This is a genomic window from Silvimonas sp. (assembly GCF_031291215.1).
Classification (GTDB): Bacteria; Pseudomonadota; Gammaproteobacteria; order Burkholderiales; family Chitinibacteraceae; genus Silvimonas; species Silvimonas soli.
In genome coordinates this window covers 340,982-359,168 of record NZ_JARLJK010000066.1, presented here as the reverse complement: position 1 = coordinate 359,168, position 18,187 = coordinate 340,982, and the positions used below count along the sequence as shown (strand labels likewise).

Genomic DNA, 18,187 nt, shown 5'->3' with positions numbered 1-18,187 from the left:
ATTTTAAATGGCAAATAAATGGACATCCCACCTGGCCCGGCAAGCCACGCCGTGGCTGGTGCCGCTGCTGCTGATCGTGGCGTGGCAAGCGGCATCCAGTGCGGGTGAGATTGATAGCCGCGTCATGCCCGCGCCGCTGGGTGTGCTTAAGGCTGGTGAGCAACTCGCGGCTTCTGGCCAATTGTGGCTGCATCTGAAAATCAGTTTTGTCCGCGCCATGGCCGGTTTTGCCATTGGCGGCAGCATTGGTTTGCTGCTGGGACTGATCACTGGTTTATCGCGCCGGGGTGAGCTGGTGCTCGATAGCACGGTGCAGATGATCCGCACCATTCCGCCGCTGGCGCTGATTCCGCTGGTCATTTTGTGGTTTGGCATTGATGAGAGCGCCAAGCTGTTTCTGGTGGCGTTTGGCACGCTGTTTCCGGTGTATATCAACACGTATCACGGCATCAAATCGGTAGATAGCGGTCTGGTAGAAATGGCGCGCAATTACGGCCTTAAAGGCTGGCCGCTGTTTCGCGACGTGATTCTGCCCGGCGCGCTGCCGTCGATTCTGGTTGGGGTGCGCTTTGCGCTGGGCTTTGCGTGGATTTTGCTTATCGTGGCCGAAACCATCTCGGCCAGTTCCGGCATCGGTTACCTCGCCACCAACGCCCGCGAGTTTCTGCAGACAGATGTGGTGGTGTTGTCGATTCTGCTTTACGCCTTGCTGGGCAAATTCTCGGATGTGTTCGCCCGCTGGCTGGAACGGCGCTGGCTACGCTGGCATCCGGCATATCAAAAGGGATGAGATCTGCCATGAACGCACCTTTGCAAGACCATGTATTGGGCCAGACCGGCGCGGCGTTGCAACTAACCGGCGTGAGCAAACGCTTTGATGACAAAGCGGTGCTGCACCAACTGGATCTGCAACTGAATGCGGGCGAGTTTGTCGCGCTGGTCGGGCGCTCCGGTTGCGGCAAATCCACCTTGTTGCGCTTGATAGCCGGGCTGGACAAATTGTCGTCAGGGCAGATTCTGGCCAATGGCAAACCGCACGCTGCCTTCAAACAAGACACCCGTTTGATGTTTCAGGACGCGCGCTTGCTGCCCTGGAAAAGCGTGGTACAGAACGTGGGCCTGGGGCTGAAAGGCGATTGGCATGACGAAGCCATCTCCGCATTGGCGGAAGTGGGCCTGGCTGAACACGCCAACAAATGGCCCAGCCAGCTTTCTGGCGGGCAACGCCAACGTGTGGCACTGGCGCGGGCGCTCATCCATCAACCACGCTTGTTGTTGCTGGACGAACCACTAGGCGCGCTCGATGCGCTCACCCGTATAGAGATGCACCAATTAATAGAGCGCCTGTGGCAAAAACATGGCTTTACCGTGTTGCTGGTAACGCACGATGTGCAAGAAGCCGTGGCCCTGGCAGACCGGGTGATTTTGATTGAAGAAGGCCGTATCGGGCTGGATCAACCCATCAATCTACCCCGCAGCCGTTCACGCGGTACGGCGGCGTTTGCCGCGCTGGAAGAACGTATCCTGGCGCGCGTGCTGTCTTTGCCGGAACCCGCTGGCCAGCCGCATGAGCTAGTAGCGATAGAACCGATTGTGCCGTCGGCATTACGGTGGGCTCTTTAATTTCTAATGGTTATATAAAACAAAAATCAAATTACTTTGATGTATAAAAAGGGGCTGTTACGCTGGGTTTGTCACCACCCGCTTTGAACGCCGCCAGCAAAATGCTTCAGGCACCAAGCCGTCGGGCGGCGCAAAAAACATCACATCTATCTACTGGAGCAACACACCATGGCAATCCAATCCATCAACGTTCGCAATCAGTTCCGCGGCACCATCAAAGAAATCATTGAAGGCCCGGTTTTGTCAGAAGTGGACGTCACCACGCCTTCGGGCATTGTGACTTCGGTGATCACCACTCGCTCGGTAAAAGAGCTGGATTTGAAGCCTGGCACAGAGGTCATTGCGTTCGTGAAATCGACTGAGGTTTCGATCGCAACGTTGTGATTGGGCCTCTGACAGAGGCAATCGGATGAAGCTTCGGGTTCACCCGCAAGACCCAAACAGGGACGCAGACCGCGTCCTTGTGCGTTTTTGGGGGGCAAGCAATTGTAGGGTTTGCTCGCTGGCGAGCGAACGCGTTCAAGGGCTATCACCATGATCTTTCGGTGCGCATGAATGCACACCCTACAGCTAATCGGCGCGATCTGTTGGTTGATTCCCAGTCCTTCCGTCCCCTCCTTGAGGGGAAACCGACGAATCCGAAGGTTCAACCGCAAGACCCAAACAGGGACGCAGACCGCGTCCCTGTTCGCTTTTTAGTGGTTGGATATATACAAGTAGCGAATCAGCCTTTGTAGGAATATAAGAATCGGCGAGAATCGCTGCCAACCGCACATAAATGGAGTTTCCATGTCCCGCATCACCACCAAGCTGATCGCCGCTGTTCTGGCTGGCGCCATCGCTGTCCCTGCTTTCGCCGATGTCACCTTGCTGAACGTGTCCTACGACGTGATGCGCGACTTCTACAAGGATTACAACCCGGCCTTCGCCAAGTACTACCAGGACAAGTTCAAAGACAAAGTGACGATCCAGATGTCGCATGGCGCATCCAGCAAGCAGGCGCGGTCGGTGATTGATGGTCTGGAAGCCGACGTGGTGACCATGAACCAGCACAACGACATCGACGCCATTTCGGATAAAGCCAAGCTGCTGCCTACCGACTGGGCCAAGCGTCTGCCGGATAACTCGGCACCGTTTACCTCCATGCAAGTGCTGATCGTCAAAAAGGGTAATCCCAAGGGCATCAAGGACTGGAACGATCTGGCCAAGCCCGGTGTGCAGGTGATCTTCCCGAACCCGAAAACCTCCGGCAATGGCCGTTACACCTTCCTCGCCGCGTGGGGTTATGCGCTGCGCCAGCCGGGTGGCAACGAGCAAAAAGCCGCTGATTTTGAAGCCGCCATTCTGAAAAACGTGCCGGTGCTGGAAGCGGGTGGCCGTGGCGCCACCACCACCTTCATGCAGCGTGGCATTGGCGATGTGCTGGTGACATTTGAAAACGAAGCCGAAATGATCGCCCGCGAGTTTGGTCGCGGTAACTTTGATGTGGTGTACCCAAGCGTGTCGATTGAAGCCGAGCCGCCGGTAGCGCTGGTCGACAAAGTGGTCGACAAGAAAGGCACTCGCAAAGCTGCGCAGGAATATCTGAACTGGCTGTGGAGCCCGCAAGCGCAAGAGATCGCCGCTGAAAACTATCTGCGCCCGCGTGACAAAACCGTGTTTGCCAAGCACGCCAGCCAGTTCCCGAATGTGAAGCTGTTTGGTATTAACGACTTCGGTGGCTGGCAGGCAGCGCAGGCGAAGTATTTTGCGGATGGTGGGGTGTACGACAAGATTGCGGCGTCGGTGGCGAAGCGGTAAGGCCGTCGGATGTAGCCCGGATTCGCGCAGCATTCCGGGGCGCGATACTGGCAATGTTAGTGCCTTCGGCACGGGTGTTTAAAGGCATTTGATACCCCGGGGTGCCGGGGAGCACGTTTCTTTTCTTTGCGTCGCCAAAGAAAAGAAACCAAAAGTCCCGCAGAGCGGGGTAGCAAAAGGCGACCCGACAGCGCAAGCGCAAACGGGGCCCAAGGTCAAAAGCCGAAACGAACAGACTGTTTACCAGTGTTCTCTGCGCGCATCCTGCGTTCCCTCGGTCGGCCGGAGCCTGAGGGTCTCCGGCTCTCGGTCGGCGTGGTTTGCTGGGTGGCGTGCCAGGGGGAGTTGTAACAACAGCAACGGCATTGCGTAATTCTTTACTTCGACATTCCCGACCTGGGCGGTCCCCTTGGCGGGAATCCAATGGAACAGTGGTTGCTAGTAGCGACAACAAAAAAATAACGACAGCAGGCTAACAACCGCTGTGCCTTTTTGACCAACTGGCGTCACAGCCAGGTATGAAAACCAGTGCCGAAGGCGCCGCCAAACCCCGCAAGAACGTACTTCAAAACATAAGCAATAAAAACAAGGAACACTCTTTTGGCCTTCAAACAACACAGCGTGCTGCCAGGCTTTAACCTGGCGCTGGGCTACACGCTGCTTTATTTATCGGTGATCGTGCTGATCCCGCTGGCGGCGCTGATTTTAAAGAGTACCAGCCTGCCGTGGGCGCAGTTCTGGCATACCGTGTCCGACCCGCGCGTGGTCGCGTCGTATCAACTGACCTTTGGTGCCTCGCTGCTCGCGGCGGTGATCAATCTGTTTGGTGGGTTGCTGCTGGCCTGGGTACTGGTGCGTTACCAGTTCTTTGGCAAACGCTTTGTCGATGCGATGGTTGATCTGCCATTTGCGCTGCCCACTGCCGTAGCCGGTATCGCACTGGCGACCATCTACGCGCCCAACGGCTGGGTTGGTCAGTTGTTTGCACCGTGGGATATCAAGATTGCGTTTACCCGCATTGGCGTGGTGATTGCGCTGACGTTTGTGACGCTGCCGTTTGTGGTGCGCACGGTGCAGCCGGTGCTGGAAGACCTGGAAAAAGAACTGGAAGAAGCCGCCGCCAGCCTGGGTGCCAGTCGCTTGCAGATTTTCTGGAAAGTTATCCTGCCGACCTTGTTGCCCGCCTTGCTGACCGGTTTTGCGCTGGCGTTTGCGCGGGCGATTGGCGAGTACGGGTCGGTGATTTTTATTGCTGGCAACATGCCGTTTCTGTCGGAAATCACCCCGCTGATGATCATCTCCAAGCTTGAACAATATGATTACGTCGGTGCAACGTCGATTGCCGTGGTGATGCTGGCGGTGTCGTTCGTGTTGCTGCTGGTGATTAACGGCCTGCAGTGGTGGTCGGCCAAACGTCTGGGGAGGAGGAAATAATCATGGCCCAGACTCCTCGTTCAATTGTGACCACTGAATCGCGTCCGGTTCGATATCTGCTGATTACGCTGGCGCTGCTGTTCATTGCCGTGTTCCTGGTGCTGCCGCTGGTGTCGGTGTTTACCGAAGCGCTGCGTAAAGGCTTCGACCTGTATTTCGAGGCACTCAAAGAGCCCGACGCCTGGTCCGCCATCAAGCTCACCTTGATTGCCGCCGCCATTGCTGTGCCGCTGAATCTGTCGTTTGGTGTGGCTGCAGCGTGGGCGATCGCCAAGTTCGATTTCAAAGGCAAGAGCGTACTGATCACGCTGATCGACCTGCCGTTCTCGGTGTCGCCAGTGGTGGCGGGTTTGATCTACATGCTGTTGTTCGGAGCCCAAGGCTGGCTGGGGCCGTGGCTGTCTGATCACAACATCAAGATCGTGTTCGCCGTACCGGGCATTGTGCTGGCCACCGTGTTTGTCACCTTCCCGTTTGTAGCGCGTGAGCTGATTCCGCTGATGGAAGCGCAAGGCTCGGAAGAAGAACAGGCGGCGTTAAGCCTGGGCGCTTCGGGCTGGCAAACCTTCTGGCGCGTCACGCTGCCCAATATCAAATGGGGCTTGCTGTACGGCGTGATTCTGGCCAATGCGCGGGCGATGGGCGAGTTTGGCGCGGTGTCGGTGGTGTCGGGCCACATTCGTGGCATGACCAACACCATTCCGTTGCACGTCGAGATTTTGTACAACGAATACAACTTTGTCGGCGCGTTTGCCTGCGCCTCCATTCTGGCTTTGCTGGCGCTGGTGACACTGGGCGTGAAGAGCTGGGTGGAATGGCGGACTGAACAACAGGCCGCGCGGGATCGGGCCAACGCACTATGATGACACCGGAAAAACGCCACATGCCGCATTACGCTCACTTGATGTACGAGTGACGTAGGGTGCGCATTTATGCGCACCTGCATTGAACGCGTTCGCACGCGAGGCGTGCAAACCCTACGGTGTGGAAAGGCATTGAGATGACCTTGAACCTCTTGCCTTTCCGCTAAACCTCACAGGAACACCTATGAGTATCGAAATTCGCAATATCGCCAAACGCTTTGGCAACTTCACGGCGCTGGACAACATCAATCTGGAAGTGAAAACCGGTGAACTGCTGGCACTGCTGGGGCCGTCTGGCTGCGGTAAAACCACGCTGCTGCGCATCATCGCCGGCCTGGAGGTGCCGGACGAAGGGCAGATTCTGTTTCATGGCGAAGACACCACCGAAAAACACGTGCGTGAACGCAATGTCGGTTTTGTGTTCCAGCATTACGCGCTGTTCCGTCACATGACCGTGTTTGAAAACGTCGCTTTTGGCCTGCGCGTGCGCAAAAAAGACACGCGCCCATCCGACGCTGAAATCAAACGCAAAGTGCATGACTTGCTGCAACTGGTGCAGCTTGACTGGCTGGCGGATCGTTATCCGGCGCAGTTATCGGGCGGTCAACGCCAACGGATTGCCCTGGCGCGCGCGCTGGCGGTAGAGCCCAAAGTGTTACTGCTGGATGAGCCGTTTGGCGCGCTCGATACCAAAGTGCGCAAAGAATTGCGCCGCTGGTTGCGCCGCCTGCATGACGAAATGCATATCACCAGCGTGTTTGTGACCCACGACCAGGAAGAAGCGCTGGAAGTGGCCGACCGCGTGGTGGTGATGAATAAAGGCAAGATCGAACAACTCGGTTCGCCATCACAAGTCTATGACACACCCGCCTCGCCGTTCGTGTACCAGTTCCTCGGTGATGTGAACCTGTTCCACTCCCGCGTGCATGACGGCTGGACGCAAGTCGGTGAGGCCCGCTTTGCCGCACCGGATGCGCAAGGCGACAAAGCCGTGGTCTATGTGCGCCCGCACGAGATCGATCTCTCCCGCACCGGTGGCGAAGGCGCCATGCAAGGCGTGGTCCATCATATTCGCCTGCTGGGCGCGACGGTGCGGCTGGAAGTGGATGTGGCCAACCAGGAGTCGGTAGAAGTCGAACTGACCCGCGAGCGCCATCTGGCGGGCAACTGGCAAGTGGGCGAATCGGTCTACCTGCTGCCACGTGAAGCACGAGTGTACGTGCCAGAAAACAGCCGCACACCGGAACGTAATGGCGAGTGGAGCGCGGGCGGCGGTATTTGATCCGCAACTGACGTGGGGTGGATTCGCGCAGCAATCCACTCTACGCCCGCTCCACCAGCCCCGCAAAACAGCCATATTTCGCGTAGTGGGCATGTAGATAGCGTACCTGAGGGTCCTCAAAGAACCGCGCTATCAAAGCCGCCAGGTCACGACCTTCGACCACATCTGCCGTGGCAATCATATCGTTGCCGTCAAACGCCCTTAATGAGATCAACCGCTTGGCGAGTGACTGCGGGACTGTATCGACCACCGATGCGGCAGTTTCAGCCCCTTCGCTAATGAATATCGCGTGGCTGGAACGGTAGGGTGTGTTGGCGGGTTGATGCGTGTGATTGACCAGCAGCAGTGACTCACCCACATACGCATCGCGCAATTGCGTGCGTTCGGGAAAGCCCGATGGCGCGTTGGCGATGCGTCGCACGGCGCCGTGAATGGGGAGTTCGGCGTCAGACAATCCATAAAGATGGGTAAACGGGGTTGGGTCGACGCCTGTAATGCGAAATGACATGATGCAGTCCTCAACGAATTGATGACCGTATTCAAGCGCGACTGGCCGGGGAGAAATATCCGGTTCTTGCGATCCAATCAGGTAATAAACTACCAGCCACGGCTCGTGTTTGCAGCGCGCCCAGATGAGATGCGTCTTGGCTGGATACTACCCCCCCGAAATTTTTTCCCGCCATTTGTGGATTTTCCAGCGCCCGCCCACCAAATCTTTCTGTGTATTGACCCACATGTCTGAGCGCTTGATGTCCACCTCTTGTATCACTATCTGGATCAGTGTCAATGTCGCTTGCTTCGTCTTGGCGACACGATATGTATCTACCTGATGGTAACAACATCCGCTTTTGCCAAATACCGCGAATTGCCCTCGGCGCGCATCAAAACTGAATGTACCTTGCTCTGACATTAACTCACTCATCCGCGCCTGCGGCCAATAGCGATGGGCGCTTTTATCCATTATCCAGGCGTCGAAGGTGGGGCCACCATAGCCCGCGCAGTTACTGCAGGAGTTGATCAGCAAGTCTGGTGTGCCGTCAAAATTCAAATCAACAAAACTCAAACCGTAATCTGCCGGCTTGGCTGAGTGGACTAGATTGGTTCGACCGTAATCGAGTTTGTCGGGAATTGGCACACTCCCCAAAGTGGTTTCCCAATGCTGCACCGGATGACCTGGTGGCTGATATTCGATATGAGTGGCGTGGATTGAGGTTGTATCTGTATCTGTCTCACAGCCCGCCAATTTGAGTTCACAAAGTTGAATCGTTAATTTCAAGTGCTGGTGTGGCAAATTTACACGAAGCCAGGTGGGCTGATAGCGGACATAGCTACCGCTGTAGGTGGCGTCAGTCTCCGAGCCCAGCACGGCCAATACTCCCGTTTCATCCAGGCGTAGTTGGTAATGGCGAGATACATTCGCTGCCGGGGCCGAGCATTTCACTAGTAGCCCGCTTTCATCAAATTTTGCCGGACAATCAGTAAAGACAGGTTGTTTGGTTTGGGTGCCGTCGGCAGCAGTCGTGTAGATATAACTGCTGAATACCTCGCCGGTTGTGCCATGTTTGATCGAAAAGCCGCTGCGTGGATAACTGGTAGAAGGGGGAGTATTTGTGGACTGGAACGCCATTACACCATTGGGCATTGAGGGAAGCGTCTCCCATACCCCTTCAAATAACTGTGAATGGGAGATTTCAGGCGTACCGGCTTGAATGCTGATCGCAGCCAGGGCATAGATTGCGCCAAGCAAAGAGCGCAAAAATATCTGGGTCATATGCACAATACAAAATGAAAAATGCAAGCATATCCATCATTGTCGTTGCTTACCCCTGCATTTCCATCCCAATTGCTTTGTCGCAATGAGTGACTTGGTAATGCAAAATGGATAAAAGAAGGCCACCGCAGCGGGTGGCCTTTGTATTACGGCAAGCAACGACAACTATCAAGCGTAGCTATCCATGCTCGGGCAGCTGCAAACCAGGTTGCGGTCGCCAAACACATCGTCGATGCGCTTCACGGTTGGCCAGAACTTGTTGGTCGCCACGTACGGCAGCGGGAACACCGCAACCTCACGACTGTATGGGTGAGACCATTCGCCAACTACGTCCGCCTGGGTGTGCGGCGCGTTGTGCAGCGGATTGTCCTCGGCGGGCCATTCGCCGCTTTGCACTTTGGCGGCTTCAGCACGGATGCTGATCATGGCGTCGATGAAGCGATCGAGTTCGGCTTTGGATTCGGATTCGGTTGGCTCAATCATCAATGTGCCTGCAACCGGGAAGCTCATGGTCGGGGCGTGGAAGCCGTAATCCATCAGGCGCTTGGCGATATCGACTTCAGTCACGCCGGATGCTGCCTTGAGCGGGCGCAGATCAATAATGCACTCGTGCGCGACGCGGCCTTTGCTGCCGGTGTACAGCACCGGGTAATGCTCGGCCAGGCGGGTGGCGATGTAGTTGGCGTTCAGCAGCGCGGCTTCGGTGGCAAGGCGCAGACCTTCCGCGCCCATCATCGTCACGTACATCCAGCTGATCGGCAGAATACTGGCGCTACCAAAGGGCGCGGCGGATACCGCCGTCATGCCGCTCTGCGCGCCCGGTACCGGCGTGACCACATGGCTGGCCATGAACGGCGCCAGATGCGCTTTCAGGCCAATCGGGCCCATGCCCGGACCGCCGCCGCCGTGCGGAATGCAGAACGTTTTGTGCAGATTCATGTGCGATACGTCGGCACCGATATCAGCCGGGCGACACAGCCCGACCTGCGCGTTCAGGTTGGCGCCATCCATGTAAACCTGACCGCCGTGACTGTGCACCAGATCGCAAATCTCTTTCACGGCTTCTTCAAACACGCCATGGGTGGACGGATAAGTGAGCATCAGCGCGGCCAGATCAGCTGCGTGCTCTTCGGTCTTGGCTTTCAGATCGGGGATATCGATATTGCCGTTGTCATCACACGCCACCACCACCACGCGCATGCTCATCATCTGGGCGGTGGCGGGATTGGTGCCGTGGGCGGAACGTGGGATGAGGCACACATCACGCTTCTGGTCGCCACGGCTGTCGTGATAGCGGCGAATCGCCAGCAGACCGGCGTATTCGCCCTGCGCGCCGGAATTCGGCTGCATGGAGATCGCATCAAAACCGGTGATGGCTTTGAGTTGTTCGGCCAAGCCGTCGATCATTTCCAGATAACCCGTGGTTTGATCGACCGGCGCAAACGGATGCAGCTCGGCAAATTCCGGCCAGGTGACCGGGATCATTTCACTAGTGGCGTTCAGCTTCATGGTGCAAGAGCCGAGCGAAATCATCGAGTGATTCAGCGCCAGGTCTTTGTTTTCCAGCTTCTTCAAATAGCGCAGCATTTCGTGCTCGCTATGGTGGGTGTTGAAGACCGGATGCGTGAGGATGGCCGATTCACGTTTCAGCCCAGCCGGAATGAAGTCGGCACTGACGGCCTTATCCAGATCAGCCAGATCAAACACTTTGCCGGTGAACAGGCCAAGCAGCGTTTCCAGATCGCGCTCGGTGGCTTTTTCGTGGAACGCCACACCCAGCACGCCGTTGCCAGCGCGCCGCAGATTGATACCCGCGCCCAACGCCGCGTGGTAAACGGAATCGGCCTTGCTGCCCAGATCGACCTGCACGGTGTCATAGAATTTGTTGAACACCAACTTGCCGCCACTTTTCTGTACGCCAGTGGCAAACAGCGCGGCCAGGTGATGGATGCGCGCGGCGATGCGCTTGATACCCGCTGGGCCGTGGTACACCGCATACATGCCGGCGATATTGGCCAGCAGCACTTGCGAGGTACAGATATTGGAATTGGCTTTCTCGCGGCGGATATGTTGCTCGCGGGTTTGCAGCGCCATGCGCAGTGCCGGTTTGCCAGCGGCATCGACCGACACGCCAATGATGCGGCCTGGTGCCGAGCGTTTCATTTCATCTTTGAACGCAAAATACGCAGCGTGCGGGCCACCAAAGCCCATCGGTACGCCAAAGCGTTGCGTGTTGCCGATGGCGACATCCGCGCCCATTTCGCCCGGGGATTTGAGCAGTACCATCGCCATCATGTCGGCTGCAACAATCGCCACGGCCCCCTTGGCCTTGGCGGCGGCAATGTAACCAGTCAGATCAACCAGTTCACCGTTTTCGCCCGGGTACTGGAATAGCGCGCCAAAGTATTCGTTGGTACCGGCCGCTTCGGCATGACCCACCACCAGTTCAAAGCCGAAGTGATCGGCACGGGTTTTCAATACGTCCAGGGTTTGTGGCAGCACACGCTCATCCACAAAAAACTGGTTGGCTTTGGTCTTGGACACACGGCGTGCCATGGCCATGGCTTCAGCAGCAGCGGTGGCTTCATCCAGCAACGAAGCATTGGCCAATTCCAGGCCAGTCAGGTCGATGACCATTTGCTGGTAGTTCAGCAATGCTTCCAGTCGGCCCTGCGCGATTTCGGCCTGATACGGTGTATAGGCGGTGTACCAGCCGGGGTTTTCCAGTACGTTGCGCAAAATGACGTTAGGCAGGCGTGTGGGGTGATAACCCAGCCCGATATACGATTTGTTGACGCGGTTCTTGCCAGCAATTTCTTTCAGGCGGATCAGCGCCTCAGTTTCGGAAATTGCATCCTGCAAGGCCAGCTTCTGGTTGAAGCGGATACCGGCTGGCACGGTCTGGTCGACCAGTTCTGCGCTGGATTTCAGACCCAGCGTGGCGAGCATGGCGGTAGCGTCGGCCTCATCAATACCAATATGGCGGTTGATGAAATCGTCGTGATTAAACAATTCTGAGAGCGTCGTCATTTAGGGCAAATCCAGGCAAGCTGCGGCAAGTGGGCAAGGGCAAATCGGTGAAACATGTAGGGCGGGTGGCGGTGGGTTACACCCGCCCTACAGGTATTACGCGCCCAGTTCGCGGGCGTAGTCTTCGGCGGACAACATGCCGTCCAGATCGGCGGCATCGGCCGGCTTGAGACGGAAGAACCAGCCGCCGGTGTACGGCTCGGTATTGGCGATTTCCGGGCCGGCTTCCAGTTCGGTATTGATGGCGACCACTTCACCGGCAATTGGTGCGTACACGTCAGACGCGGCTTTTACGGATTCAACCACACCGGCTTGTTCTTCTTTAGCCAGCGTCGTGCCTACTTTTGGCAACTCCACAAACACCAGATCGCCCAGCAATTCTTGCGCGTGGTGGGTAATGCCCACAGTGACGGTCCCATCGGCTTCCAGGCGCATCCACTCGTGGCTGGCGGCGTATTTCAGTTCTGCAGGGATATCCAGCATGATGGTTCTCTCTCGATTCAAATGGGTTTAAATGCTTGTTACTGCTTCAGAAAAATTCAGAACCAGTAAATCCGGATTACAAGCGGGCGAGCCGTTGCCCACGGCTCGCCACGCAGATTGATTTAGTCAAAGACCTTCTTGCCCAGGCGCACAAATGGCAGCTTGACCACGCGCACAGGCGTCAGTGTGCCACGCAGATCCACCTCTGCGGTGCTGCCGGTTGCGGCAGGTACGCGGGCAATGGCAATTGAGTGTTTGAGCGTGGGCGAGAAGGTGCCGCTGGTGATGACGCCTTCGCCAGCGCCTGCAACCACCACTCGCATGCCTTCACGCAGCACGCCGCGGCCTTCCAGCACCAGGCCGACTTGTTTCATGGCAACCCCAGCGGCTTTTTCAGCCTCCAGCGCGGCGCGGCCGATAAAGTCGCGGCTGGCGGGTTCCCAGGCGATAGTCCAGCCCATACCGGCTTGCAGCGGGCTGATGGTTTCATCCATGTCGTGGCCGTACAGATTCATGCCTGCTTCCAGCCGCAGCGTGTCGCGTGCACCCAGACCACACGGCGCGACACCGGCAGCGATCAGTTGCGAGAAAAACGCAGGGGCCTCAGCCGCCGGAATCATGATTTCCAGGCCGTCTTCACCGGTATAGCCGGTACGGGCCACAAACCATTCGCCCATCGCTACACCCTGGAATACCTTGAGCGCGCGGATCGCATCTGCCCATTGCGGCTTGACGCTACAGACTTTGTCGATGGCGTTGGGGCCTTGCACCGCCAGCATTGCCAGATCATCACGCACGGTCAGGATGACCTCGCGACCTTCGCTGGTTTTACGCAACCATGCCAAGTCCTTTTCTCGCGTACCGGCATTGACTACCATGCGATAACCGTCTTCGGCCAGATAGACGATCAGATCGTCGATCACCGTGCCTTCAGGCGTCAGCAAGCCCGAATACAACGCCTTGCCCATGTAACCGAGCTTGGCCACATCGTTAGCCAGAATGCCTTGCAACCAGGACTTGGCATCGCCACCGGTGATATCGAGCACCACCATGTGCGAAACATCGAACATGCCTGCATCGGCGCGCACGATTTCGTGTTCTTTGAGTTGGGAGCCGTAATGAATCGGCATGGACCAGCCCGCGAAGTCGACAATCTTCGCGCCAGCGTCGAGGTGGGATTGGTACAGCGGTGTACCCCTCGGGGGTACCCCCACAGTGGCGCTGGATGTGCTTGAGTCGGGTTGCAGCGGGGTGCGTGGAGCGGTCATCGGGATTTCCTGGGCGTGTGGATTGCAAATACGTACACCGTATCTGCGGCTTACCACACCCCTCTGTCCCGGCACCTGAGATTTTCAGGCGATGGCGTATGCACGCACTGTCGCCCTTAGCCCCTTCGGTGTGCGCGCAACAACCGCGCCGCTCTCCAGAGTTTTTCCAGCCCGCCACTGAATAAAAAGGTGATGGCTGCGTTGCCCGGCCTTGCCGTACAGCAAAGTACTGTCTGCGGCCTGGCGTCTTGCCCTAACCCTTTTCTTCAGCGGCCTTTGCGGCCGATGTCATACAGTCCTTTTGCCTGAGCGATTGCGGGTGCGCTTGCGCCTTCGGCGGCTTCATCCATTGCGGACAAAACACTCTCCTGCATGACGGGCGGATTATGCGCAGCCCACGCCCGCTTGGCAACTGCCGTTCATGCGGGTCAAGGGGAATATGTCATGGAGGTGGCGGGTTGCACCCGCCCTACTAAGGCGCTGCGAATATGAAGTAGGGCGGGTGTAACCCGCCGGTTGATGAATGGCAATGGTTTTTTGCAATACACCAATCCGCAGAATAGACGCCTTGCTGCATATACTCTGTGAAACGAAGACCACGGCCAGTCTAAGATGCGGGTGATCAATCCATGCTTCATCGGGTTCCAGTGCAGGTAATCCAGATAGCTCTTGAATTCTTGTTCATTGGCGATCGCGTGTTCCCAGAAGCGATGCTGCCAAAGTGTGCTGTGGCCCTTTGTCCTTCGGCGTGGATTGAGTAAATCGGGTTGCAGATAGCTTTCTGCACACGCTACGCTAACATCACGTTTTATCTTCTTCCAGCGAGTGGAAAAGTCGGCATCCCCATCAGGTAACGTCCAGATGCAGTGCAGGTGATCTGGCAAAAGTACCCAGCCATCGATACGAAATGGCCGTGTTCTGCGTGTTTCAACAATGGCAACGTGCAATGCCTTGCGAACATCCGCGTTGGTCAAAATGGGCCGCCGCTGTTCTGTGACTACAGTAAAGAAGTAGGTGCCTCCGGGGATTTGAGTTCGCAGGTAGTTGGACATATCTGAACGGTCGGCCTATGTGAAGTGTCGAGCCTATGCGTGGATTTCTAATCTGGATTTGATGTAGTTCATGGAGCTAGCGTGGCAATCGGGGCGGGTTGCACCCGCCCTACGGTGATGTAGCCAGCTTGCGATTCCCGTTCAGCATGCTGTCGCATGCGCAACGAGTGACTTTTGCTATAATCCGCCCACTTCCGGGGAGCGCTGCGAGATGTGTTCTCATCCCAGGCCCGGAGTTTCAACGGCGCTCACCTGATGAACAACCGTGCCGGACACGGGCTCAAACTTGCCATGCAGGTTTTCAGGTGATGTTTCACCCCGCCCCGAACCGGCCACAACGTAAAGGACGTTCACATGAACGCTGTGGCTGATACCAAATTTACCGATTTCCACGTTGCCGATCTCTCGCTGGCGAGCTGGGGCCGCAAGGAAATCCGCATTGCCGAAACTGAAATGCCAGGCCTGATGGCCGTACGTGAACAAGGTGCCAGCACGCTGCCACTGAAGGGCGCGCGCATTGCCGGTTCGCTGCACATGACCATCCAGACCGCCGTGTTGATCGAAACCTTGCAAGCGCTGGGTGCTGAAGTGCGTTGGGCGTCGTGCAATATTTTCTCGACGCAAGACCACGCCGCTGCCGGTATCGCCGCCAATGGCCACAACGGCAAGGGCACGCCAGTGTTCGCGTTCAAGGGCGAATCGCTGGAAGAATACTGGCAGTTCACCCATCAAATTTTTGAATGGCCCAATGGCGAATTCGCCAACCTGATTCTGGATGATGGCGGCGATGCAACCCTGCTGCTGCATCTGGGCGCACGTGCTGAAACTGATTTGTCGGTCGTGGCTAACCCGACCAACGAAGAAGAAGAAGTGCTGTACGCCGCGATCAAGGCGCAAGTAGCTAAAGATCCGAAGTGGTATTCGACTCGCCTGAAGCACATTACCGGCGTGACCGAAGAAACCACCACCGGCGTGCATCGTTTGTATCAGATGCACGAACAAGGCAAGCTGGCTTTCCCGGCCATCAACGTCAATGACTCGGTCACCAAGTCCAAGTTCGACAATCTGTACGGCTGCCGCGAATCGCTGGTGGATGGCATCAAGCGCGCTACCGACGTGATGATCGCCGGTAAAGTGGCTGTGGTGCTGGGTTATGGCGATGTGGGCAAGGGTTGCGCGCAATCGTTGCGTGGCCTGGGCGCCACCGTTTGGGTTACCGAGATTGACCCGATCTGCGCACTGCAAGCGGCCATGGAAGGCTACCGCGTCGTGACCATGGATGATGTCGCATCGCAAGGCGATATCTTCGTGACCACCACCGGCAACGTGTCGGTGATTACGCATGAACACATGAAGGCCATGCGTAACAACGCGATCGTTTGCAATATCGGTCACTTTGACAGCGAAATCGAAGTTGCCAGCCTGCGTCAATACGAGTGGGAAAACATCAAGCCGCAAGTCGACCACATCATCTTCCCGGACGGCAAACGCATCATCTTGCTGGCTGAAGGTCGTCTGGTGAACCTGGGTTGCGCCACTGGCCACCCATCGTTTGTGATGTCCAATTCGTTTGCCAACCAGGTGCTGGCGCAAATCGAACTGTTCACCAAGCTGGATCAATACCCGGTGGGCGTGTACGTGTTGCCAAAACACCTGGACGAAATGGTCGCACGCCTGCATCTGCAGAAGATCGGCGTGAAGTTGACCACGCTGACCGACCAGCAAGCTGCGTACATCAGCGTGCCCAAGGATGGTCCGTACAAGGCTGCGCACTACCGGTATTGATTTGCCTTGAAGGCGTTTCGCCAAAGCGCACACCAACCGGCCTCCATCAGGGGGCCGGTTTTTTTGTCTGCCAAACAGGCGGCTAACTGGTGTGGCAGCGACAAAAACATGGGTAAAGGAGCAAGGTGCGGTAACGCTCTATCTGCAAGTGTTTGCGTTCAACGAAACCGCCATCCGCTTTTACAACAAGCACGGGTTTTCGACCCAATCGGTTTACATGAACACACCACTCTGATCGCGCTGACAGCAAATAGCTGGCTGGCGGCGCCAAAACAAGAAGCCCCATCAATTGGATGGGGCTTTTTACTGAACGCCGTGTTGATCAAGCGTTGTGGTGAGCTTCGTGGTGCTTGTGATGATGATGCTTGGCTTGGGCTTTTTGTGCAGCCGATGCCTTGGTGCTCTTGTGTGCTGCAGAAGAAGCGCCGCTGGCCTTGTGGTGTTTAGCCTGAGCATTTTGCGCTACGGAAGCCGCTGGTGCCTTGGCCTTGTGGGCGCTGGATGCGCTGCTGGCCTTGTGGTGTTTGGCTTGAGCCTTTTGGGCTACCGACGAAGCAGCAGAAGCTGTGGTCTTCTTGGTGCTGTGCTTTTTAGTCGAAGCTTTGTGATGGTGAGCGGTAGTGGAAGCCGCTGCCGGTGCAGTCTTGGCGGCAGGTGCGCTGGCATCCGCTGCGAAGACCGGGGTAGCAAACAGGAAACCAGCAGCAGTTGCGATAGCGATCAGGGCTTTCATGGTGTTTCTCCAAAGTAATCTTGTGTGGGGTTACTGGGCGGGTTGTTGTCTGGCCCGTCCACAACTGCAGGATTACATGCGCGGCACCGCTTGTATGTGAGTGTGTGTGTCGCAGGAGAAACAAATGGTACTAACGTCAACCGGATTGCAAACTGCCCGTTTGCTTAATTTTGAGAAGTAGTTTCGAGAACAACTTCCAGTAATACATCAAGCATGGCGGGCGGGTTTTGAGCGTGGGTGCAAAGCCGGTTTATCCGGCCAGCGCGCCACGGGCATTGGCGAGGATTTCCTGCACCAGCAGGGCCGATGTCTCGACGATGGCGTATTCATCCTGCCCTGGCGCACCCATCTTCACGTGCTCATTGCGATAACGCATGCCGCTGGGGAAGGGCGCCCGGCCTGAAGTGTGAAACTCGCTGCAGCCGGTAGCGCGCACCAGATCGGCAATATTGTTCACGCGCACACCCGCACCGGGCATGATCACCAGCTTGTTACCGGCGACTTCGCGCAATTGCCGGAGCATTTCAGCGCCTTCTGGCGCGCTGGGGGCCTGGCCGGAGGTGAGCAAGCGGTTGCAACCAGTGCTGATGATGTCCTGCAATGCCTTGAGCGGATCTTTGGCCACATCAAAAGCGCGGTGGAAGGTCACTTGCATCGGCATGGCCAATTCGACCAACTGCTTGGTGCGGGCCACATCGATATCTCCATCGGCGGTCAAAAGGCCAATCACCACGCCATCCACGCCCAGTTTTTTGCAGGCGAGAATATCGCGGCGCATCACTTCAAATTCGATATCCGAATACAGAAAGTCGCCACCACGCGGGCGAATGATCACGTTGAGCGTGATCCACAGGCGGTCTCGTGCGGCAGCAATGGCGCCATGCGAAGGCGTGGTGCCGCCCTCCAGCAGGTTGTCGCAAAACTCCACCCGGCTGGCGCCGCCTTCCTGGGCGGCCAGGCAAGAGGTCACAGAGCCGGCGCAGATTTCCAGCAGAATGTCTTGATTGGCCATGGTGATCACTCCTGTATTGGGTCGGGCAAGCGTAAACGAAACTGACACGCA

At 56.8% G+C, this 18,187-nt stretch carries 17 protein-coding genes and 3 riboswitches; of the genes, 9 read left to right on the top strand and 8 right to left on the bottom strand.

The window, feature by feature from the left end; all coding sequences use genetic code 11:
- Positions 1 to 7: 7 nt before the first annotated feature.
- The 7 genes from ssuC to P4L78_RS09540 all read left to right on the top strand — a co-directional run bounded on the left by ssuC (position 8) and on the right by P4L78_RS09540 (position 7,002).
- The gene (ssuC, locus tag P4L78_RS09570; RefSeq protein ID WP_309327785.1) at positions 8 to 790 is read left to right on the top strand and encodes an aliphatic sulfonate ABC transporter permease SsuC; all 783 of its coding nucleotides are present in this window, start codon (positions 8 to 10) and stop codon (positions 788 to 790) included.
- Positions 791 to 798: 8 nt separating this feature from the next.
- The gene (locus tag P4L78_RS09565; protein WP_309327784.1) at positions 799 to 1,623 is read left to right on the top strand and encodes an ATP-binding cassette domain-containing protein; all 825 of its coding nucleotides are present in this window, start codon (positions 799 to 801) and stop codon (positions 1,621 to 1,623) included.
- Positions 1,624 to 1,791: 168 nt separating this feature from the next.
- Positions 1,792 to 2,007, top strand: coding sequence for a molybdopterin-binding protein (locus P4L78_RS09560; RefSeq protein ID WP_283147685.1), 216 nt, complete (start codon positions 1,792 to 1,794; stop codon positions 2,005 to 2,007).
- Positions 2,008 to 2,412: 405 nt separating this feature from the next.
- Positions 2,413 to 3,423: a sulfate ABC transporter substrate-binding protein gene (locus tag P4L78_RS09555; protein WP_309327783.1), complete on the top strand. Its 1,011-nt coding sequence runs from the start codon at positions 2,413 to 2,415 to the stop codon at positions 3,421 to 3,423.
- Positions 3,424 to 4,023: 600 nt separating this feature from the next.
- Positions 4,024 to 4,857, top strand: coding sequence for a sulfate ABC transporter permease subunit CysT (gene cysT / locus P4L78_RS09550; protein ID WP_283147687.1), 834 nt, complete (start codon positions 4,024 to 4,026; stop codon positions 4,855 to 4,857).
- A 2-nt stretch (positions 4,858 to 4,859) separates the two neighbouring features.
- Entirely contained in the window at positions 4,860 to 5,720 is an 861-nt protein-coding gene (gene cysW / locus P4L78_RS09545) for a sulfate ABC transporter permease subunit CysW (protein WP_283147688.1), read from the top strand.
- A 184-nt stretch (positions 5,721 to 5,904) separates the two neighbouring features.
- Positions 5,905 to 7,002 carry a sulfate/molybdate ABC transporter ATP-binding protein gene (locus P4L78_RS09540; RefSeq protein ID WP_283147689.1) on the top strand — a complete coding sequence of 366 codons (1,098 nt, stop codon included), beginning with the start codon at positions 5,905 to 5,907 and terminating at the stop codon, positions 7,000 to 7,002.
- A gap of 40 nt (positions 7,003 to 7,042) precedes the next feature.
- Here P4L78_RS09540 and P4L78_RS09535 read toward each other — a convergent pair whose 3' ends face one another.
- The 6 genes from P4L78_RS09535 to P4L78_RS09510 form a co-directional block, all read right to left on the bottom strand.
- Positions 7,043 to 7,510, bottom strand: coding sequence for a DUF1203 domain-containing protein (locus P4L78_RS09535; protein WP_309327782.1), 468 nt, complete (start codon positions 7,508 to 7,510; stop codon positions 7,043 to 7,045).
- 147 nt (positions 7,511 to 7,657) lie between these two features.
- A complete protein-coding gene (locus P4L78_RS09530; protein WP_309327781.1) occupies positions 7,658 to 8,800 on the bottom strand; it encodes an XAC2610-related protein in 1,143 nt (380 codons plus the stop codon).
- Positions 8,801 to 8,941: 141 nt separating this feature from the next.
- The gene (gcvP, locus tag P4L78_RS09525) at positions 8,942 to 11,803 is read right to left on the bottom strand and encodes an aminomethyl-transferring glycine dehydrogenase (RefSeq protein WP_309327780.1); all 2,862 of its coding nucleotides are present in this window, start codon (positions 11,801 to 11,803) and stop codon (positions 8,942 to 8,944) included.
- A 96-nt stretch (positions 11,804 to 11,899) separates the two neighbouring features.
- Positions 11,900 to 12,286, bottom strand: a complete 387-nt coding sequence (gene gcvH, locus P4L78_RS09520) for a glycine cleavage system protein GcvH (protein ID WP_405051524.1) — start codon at positions 12,284 to 12,286, stop codon at positions 11,900 to 11,902.
- Positions 12,287 to 12,408: 122 nt separating this feature from the next.
- Positions 12,409 to 13,554, bottom strand: coding sequence for a glycine cleavage system aminomethyltransferase GcvT (gcvT, locus tag P4L78_RS09515; protein WP_309327779.1), 1,146 nt, complete (start codon positions 13,552 to 13,554; stop codon positions 12,409 to 12,411).
- 53 nt (positions 13,555 to 13,607) lie between these two features.
- Positions 13,608 to 13,723: riboswitch (glycine riboswitch) on the bottom strand.
- A 114-nt stretch (positions 13,724 to 13,837) separates the two neighbouring features.
- Positions 13,838 to 13,935, bottom strand: a riboswitch (glycine riboswitch).
- A gap of 47 nt (positions 13,936 to 13,982) precedes the next feature.
- Positions 13,983 to 14,606, bottom strand: coding sequence for an REP-associated tyrosine transposase (locus P4L78_RS09510; protein ID WP_405051523.1), 624 nt, complete (start codon positions 14,604 to 14,606; stop codon positions 13,983 to 13,985).
- A 191-nt stretch (positions 14,607 to 14,797) separates the two neighbouring features.
- Positions 14,798 to 14,863: riboswitch (S-adenosyl-L-homocysteine riboswitch) on the top strand.
- Between the two features lie 97 nt (positions 14,864 to 14,960).
- Here P4L78_RS09510 and ahcY point away from each other — a divergent pair.
- Together ahcY and P4L78_RS09500 are read left to right on the top strand one after the other, a co-directional pair.
- Positions 14,961 to 16,391: an adenosylhomocysteinase gene (gene ahcY / locus P4L78_RS09505; RefSeq protein WP_283147694.1), complete on the top strand. Its 1,431-nt coding sequence runs from the start codon at positions 14,961 to 14,963 to the stop codon at positions 16,389 to 16,391.
- Positions 16,392 to 16,482: 91 nt separating this feature from the next.
- Complete coding sequence (locus P4L78_RS09500; RefSeq protein ID WP_309327777.1) at positions 16,483 to 16,626, top strand: GNAT family N-acetyltransferase; 144 nt, start codon at positions 16,483 to 16,485, stop codon at positions 16,624 to 16,626.
- 87 nt (positions 16,627 to 16,713) lie between these two features.
- On the opposite strand, the gene P4L78_RS09495 is transcribed toward P4L78_RS09500, so the two are convergent.
- Together P4L78_RS09495 and P4L78_RS09490 are read right to left on the bottom strand one after the other, a co-directional pair.
- Positions 16,714 to 17,124, bottom strand: a complete 411-nt coding sequence (locus tag P4L78_RS09495) for a hypothetical protein (protein ID WP_309327776.1) — start codon at positions 17,122 to 17,124, stop codon at positions 16,714 to 16,716.
- A 250-nt stretch (positions 17,125 to 17,374) separates the two neighbouring features.
- Positions 17,375 to 18,136, bottom strand: coding sequence for a copper homeostasis protein CutC (locus P4L78_RS09490; protein WP_283147696.1), 762 nt, complete (start codon positions 18,134 to 18,136; stop codon positions 17,375 to 17,377).
- Positions 18,137 to 18,187: the final 51 nt, after the last annotated feature.

Bases quoted from the DNA above. Each gene is read 5' to 3' on its own strand.
- ssuC (WP_309327785.1), top strand. From the start codon at position 8: ATGGCAAATAAATGGACATCCCACCTGGCCCGGCAAGCCACGCCGTGG.
- P4L78_RS09565 (WP_309327784.1), top strand. From the start codon at position 799: ATGAACGCACCTTTGCAAGACCATGTATTGGGCCAGACCGGCGCGGCG.
- P4L78_RS09560 (WP_283147685.1), top strand. From the start codon at position 1,792: ATGGCAATCCAATCCATCAACGTTCGCAATCAGTTCCGCGGCACCATC.
- P4L78_RS09555 (WP_309327783.1), top strand. From the start codon at position 2,413: ATGTCCCGCATCACCACCAAGCTGATCGCCGCTGTTCTGGCTGGCGCC.
- cysW (WP_283147688.1), top strand. From the start codon at position 4,860: ATGGCCCAGACTCCTCGTTCAATTGTGACCACTGAATCGCGTCCGGTT.
- P4L78_RS09540 (WP_283147689.1), top strand. From the start codon at position 5,905: ATGAGTATCGAAATTCGCAATATCGCCAAACGCTTTGGCAACTTCACG.
- P4L78_RS09535 (WP_309327782.1), bottom strand. From the start codon at position 7,510: ATGTCATTTCGCATTACAGGCGTCGACCCAACCCCGTTTACCCATCTT.
- gcvP (WP_309327780.1), bottom strand. From the start codon at position 11,803: ATGACGACGCTCTCAGAATTGTTTAATCACGACGATTTCATCAACCGC.
- gcvH (WP_405051524.1), bottom strand. From the start codon at position 12,286: ATGCTGGATATCCCTGCAGAACTGAAATACGCCGCCAGCCACGAGTGG.
- gcvT (WP_309327779.1), bottom strand. From the start codon at position 13,554: ATGACCGCTCCACGCACCCCGCTGCAACCCGACTCAAGCACATCCAGC.
- P4L78_RS09510 (WP_405051523.1), bottom strand. From the start codon at position 14,606: ATGTCCAACTACCTGCGAACTCAAATCCCCGGAGGCACCTACTTCTTT.
- ahcY (WP_283147694.1), top strand. From the start codon at position 14,961: ATGAACGCTGTGGCTGATACCAAATTTACCGATTTCCACGTTGCCGAT.
- P4L78_RS09495 (WP_309327776.1), bottom strand. From the start codon at position 17,124: ATGAAAGCCCTGATCGCTATCGCAACTGCTGCTGGTTTCCTGTTTGCT.
- P4L78_RS09490 (WP_283147696.1), bottom strand. From the start codon at position 18,136: ATGGCCAATCAAGACATTCTGCTGGAAATCTGCGCCGGCTCTGTGACC.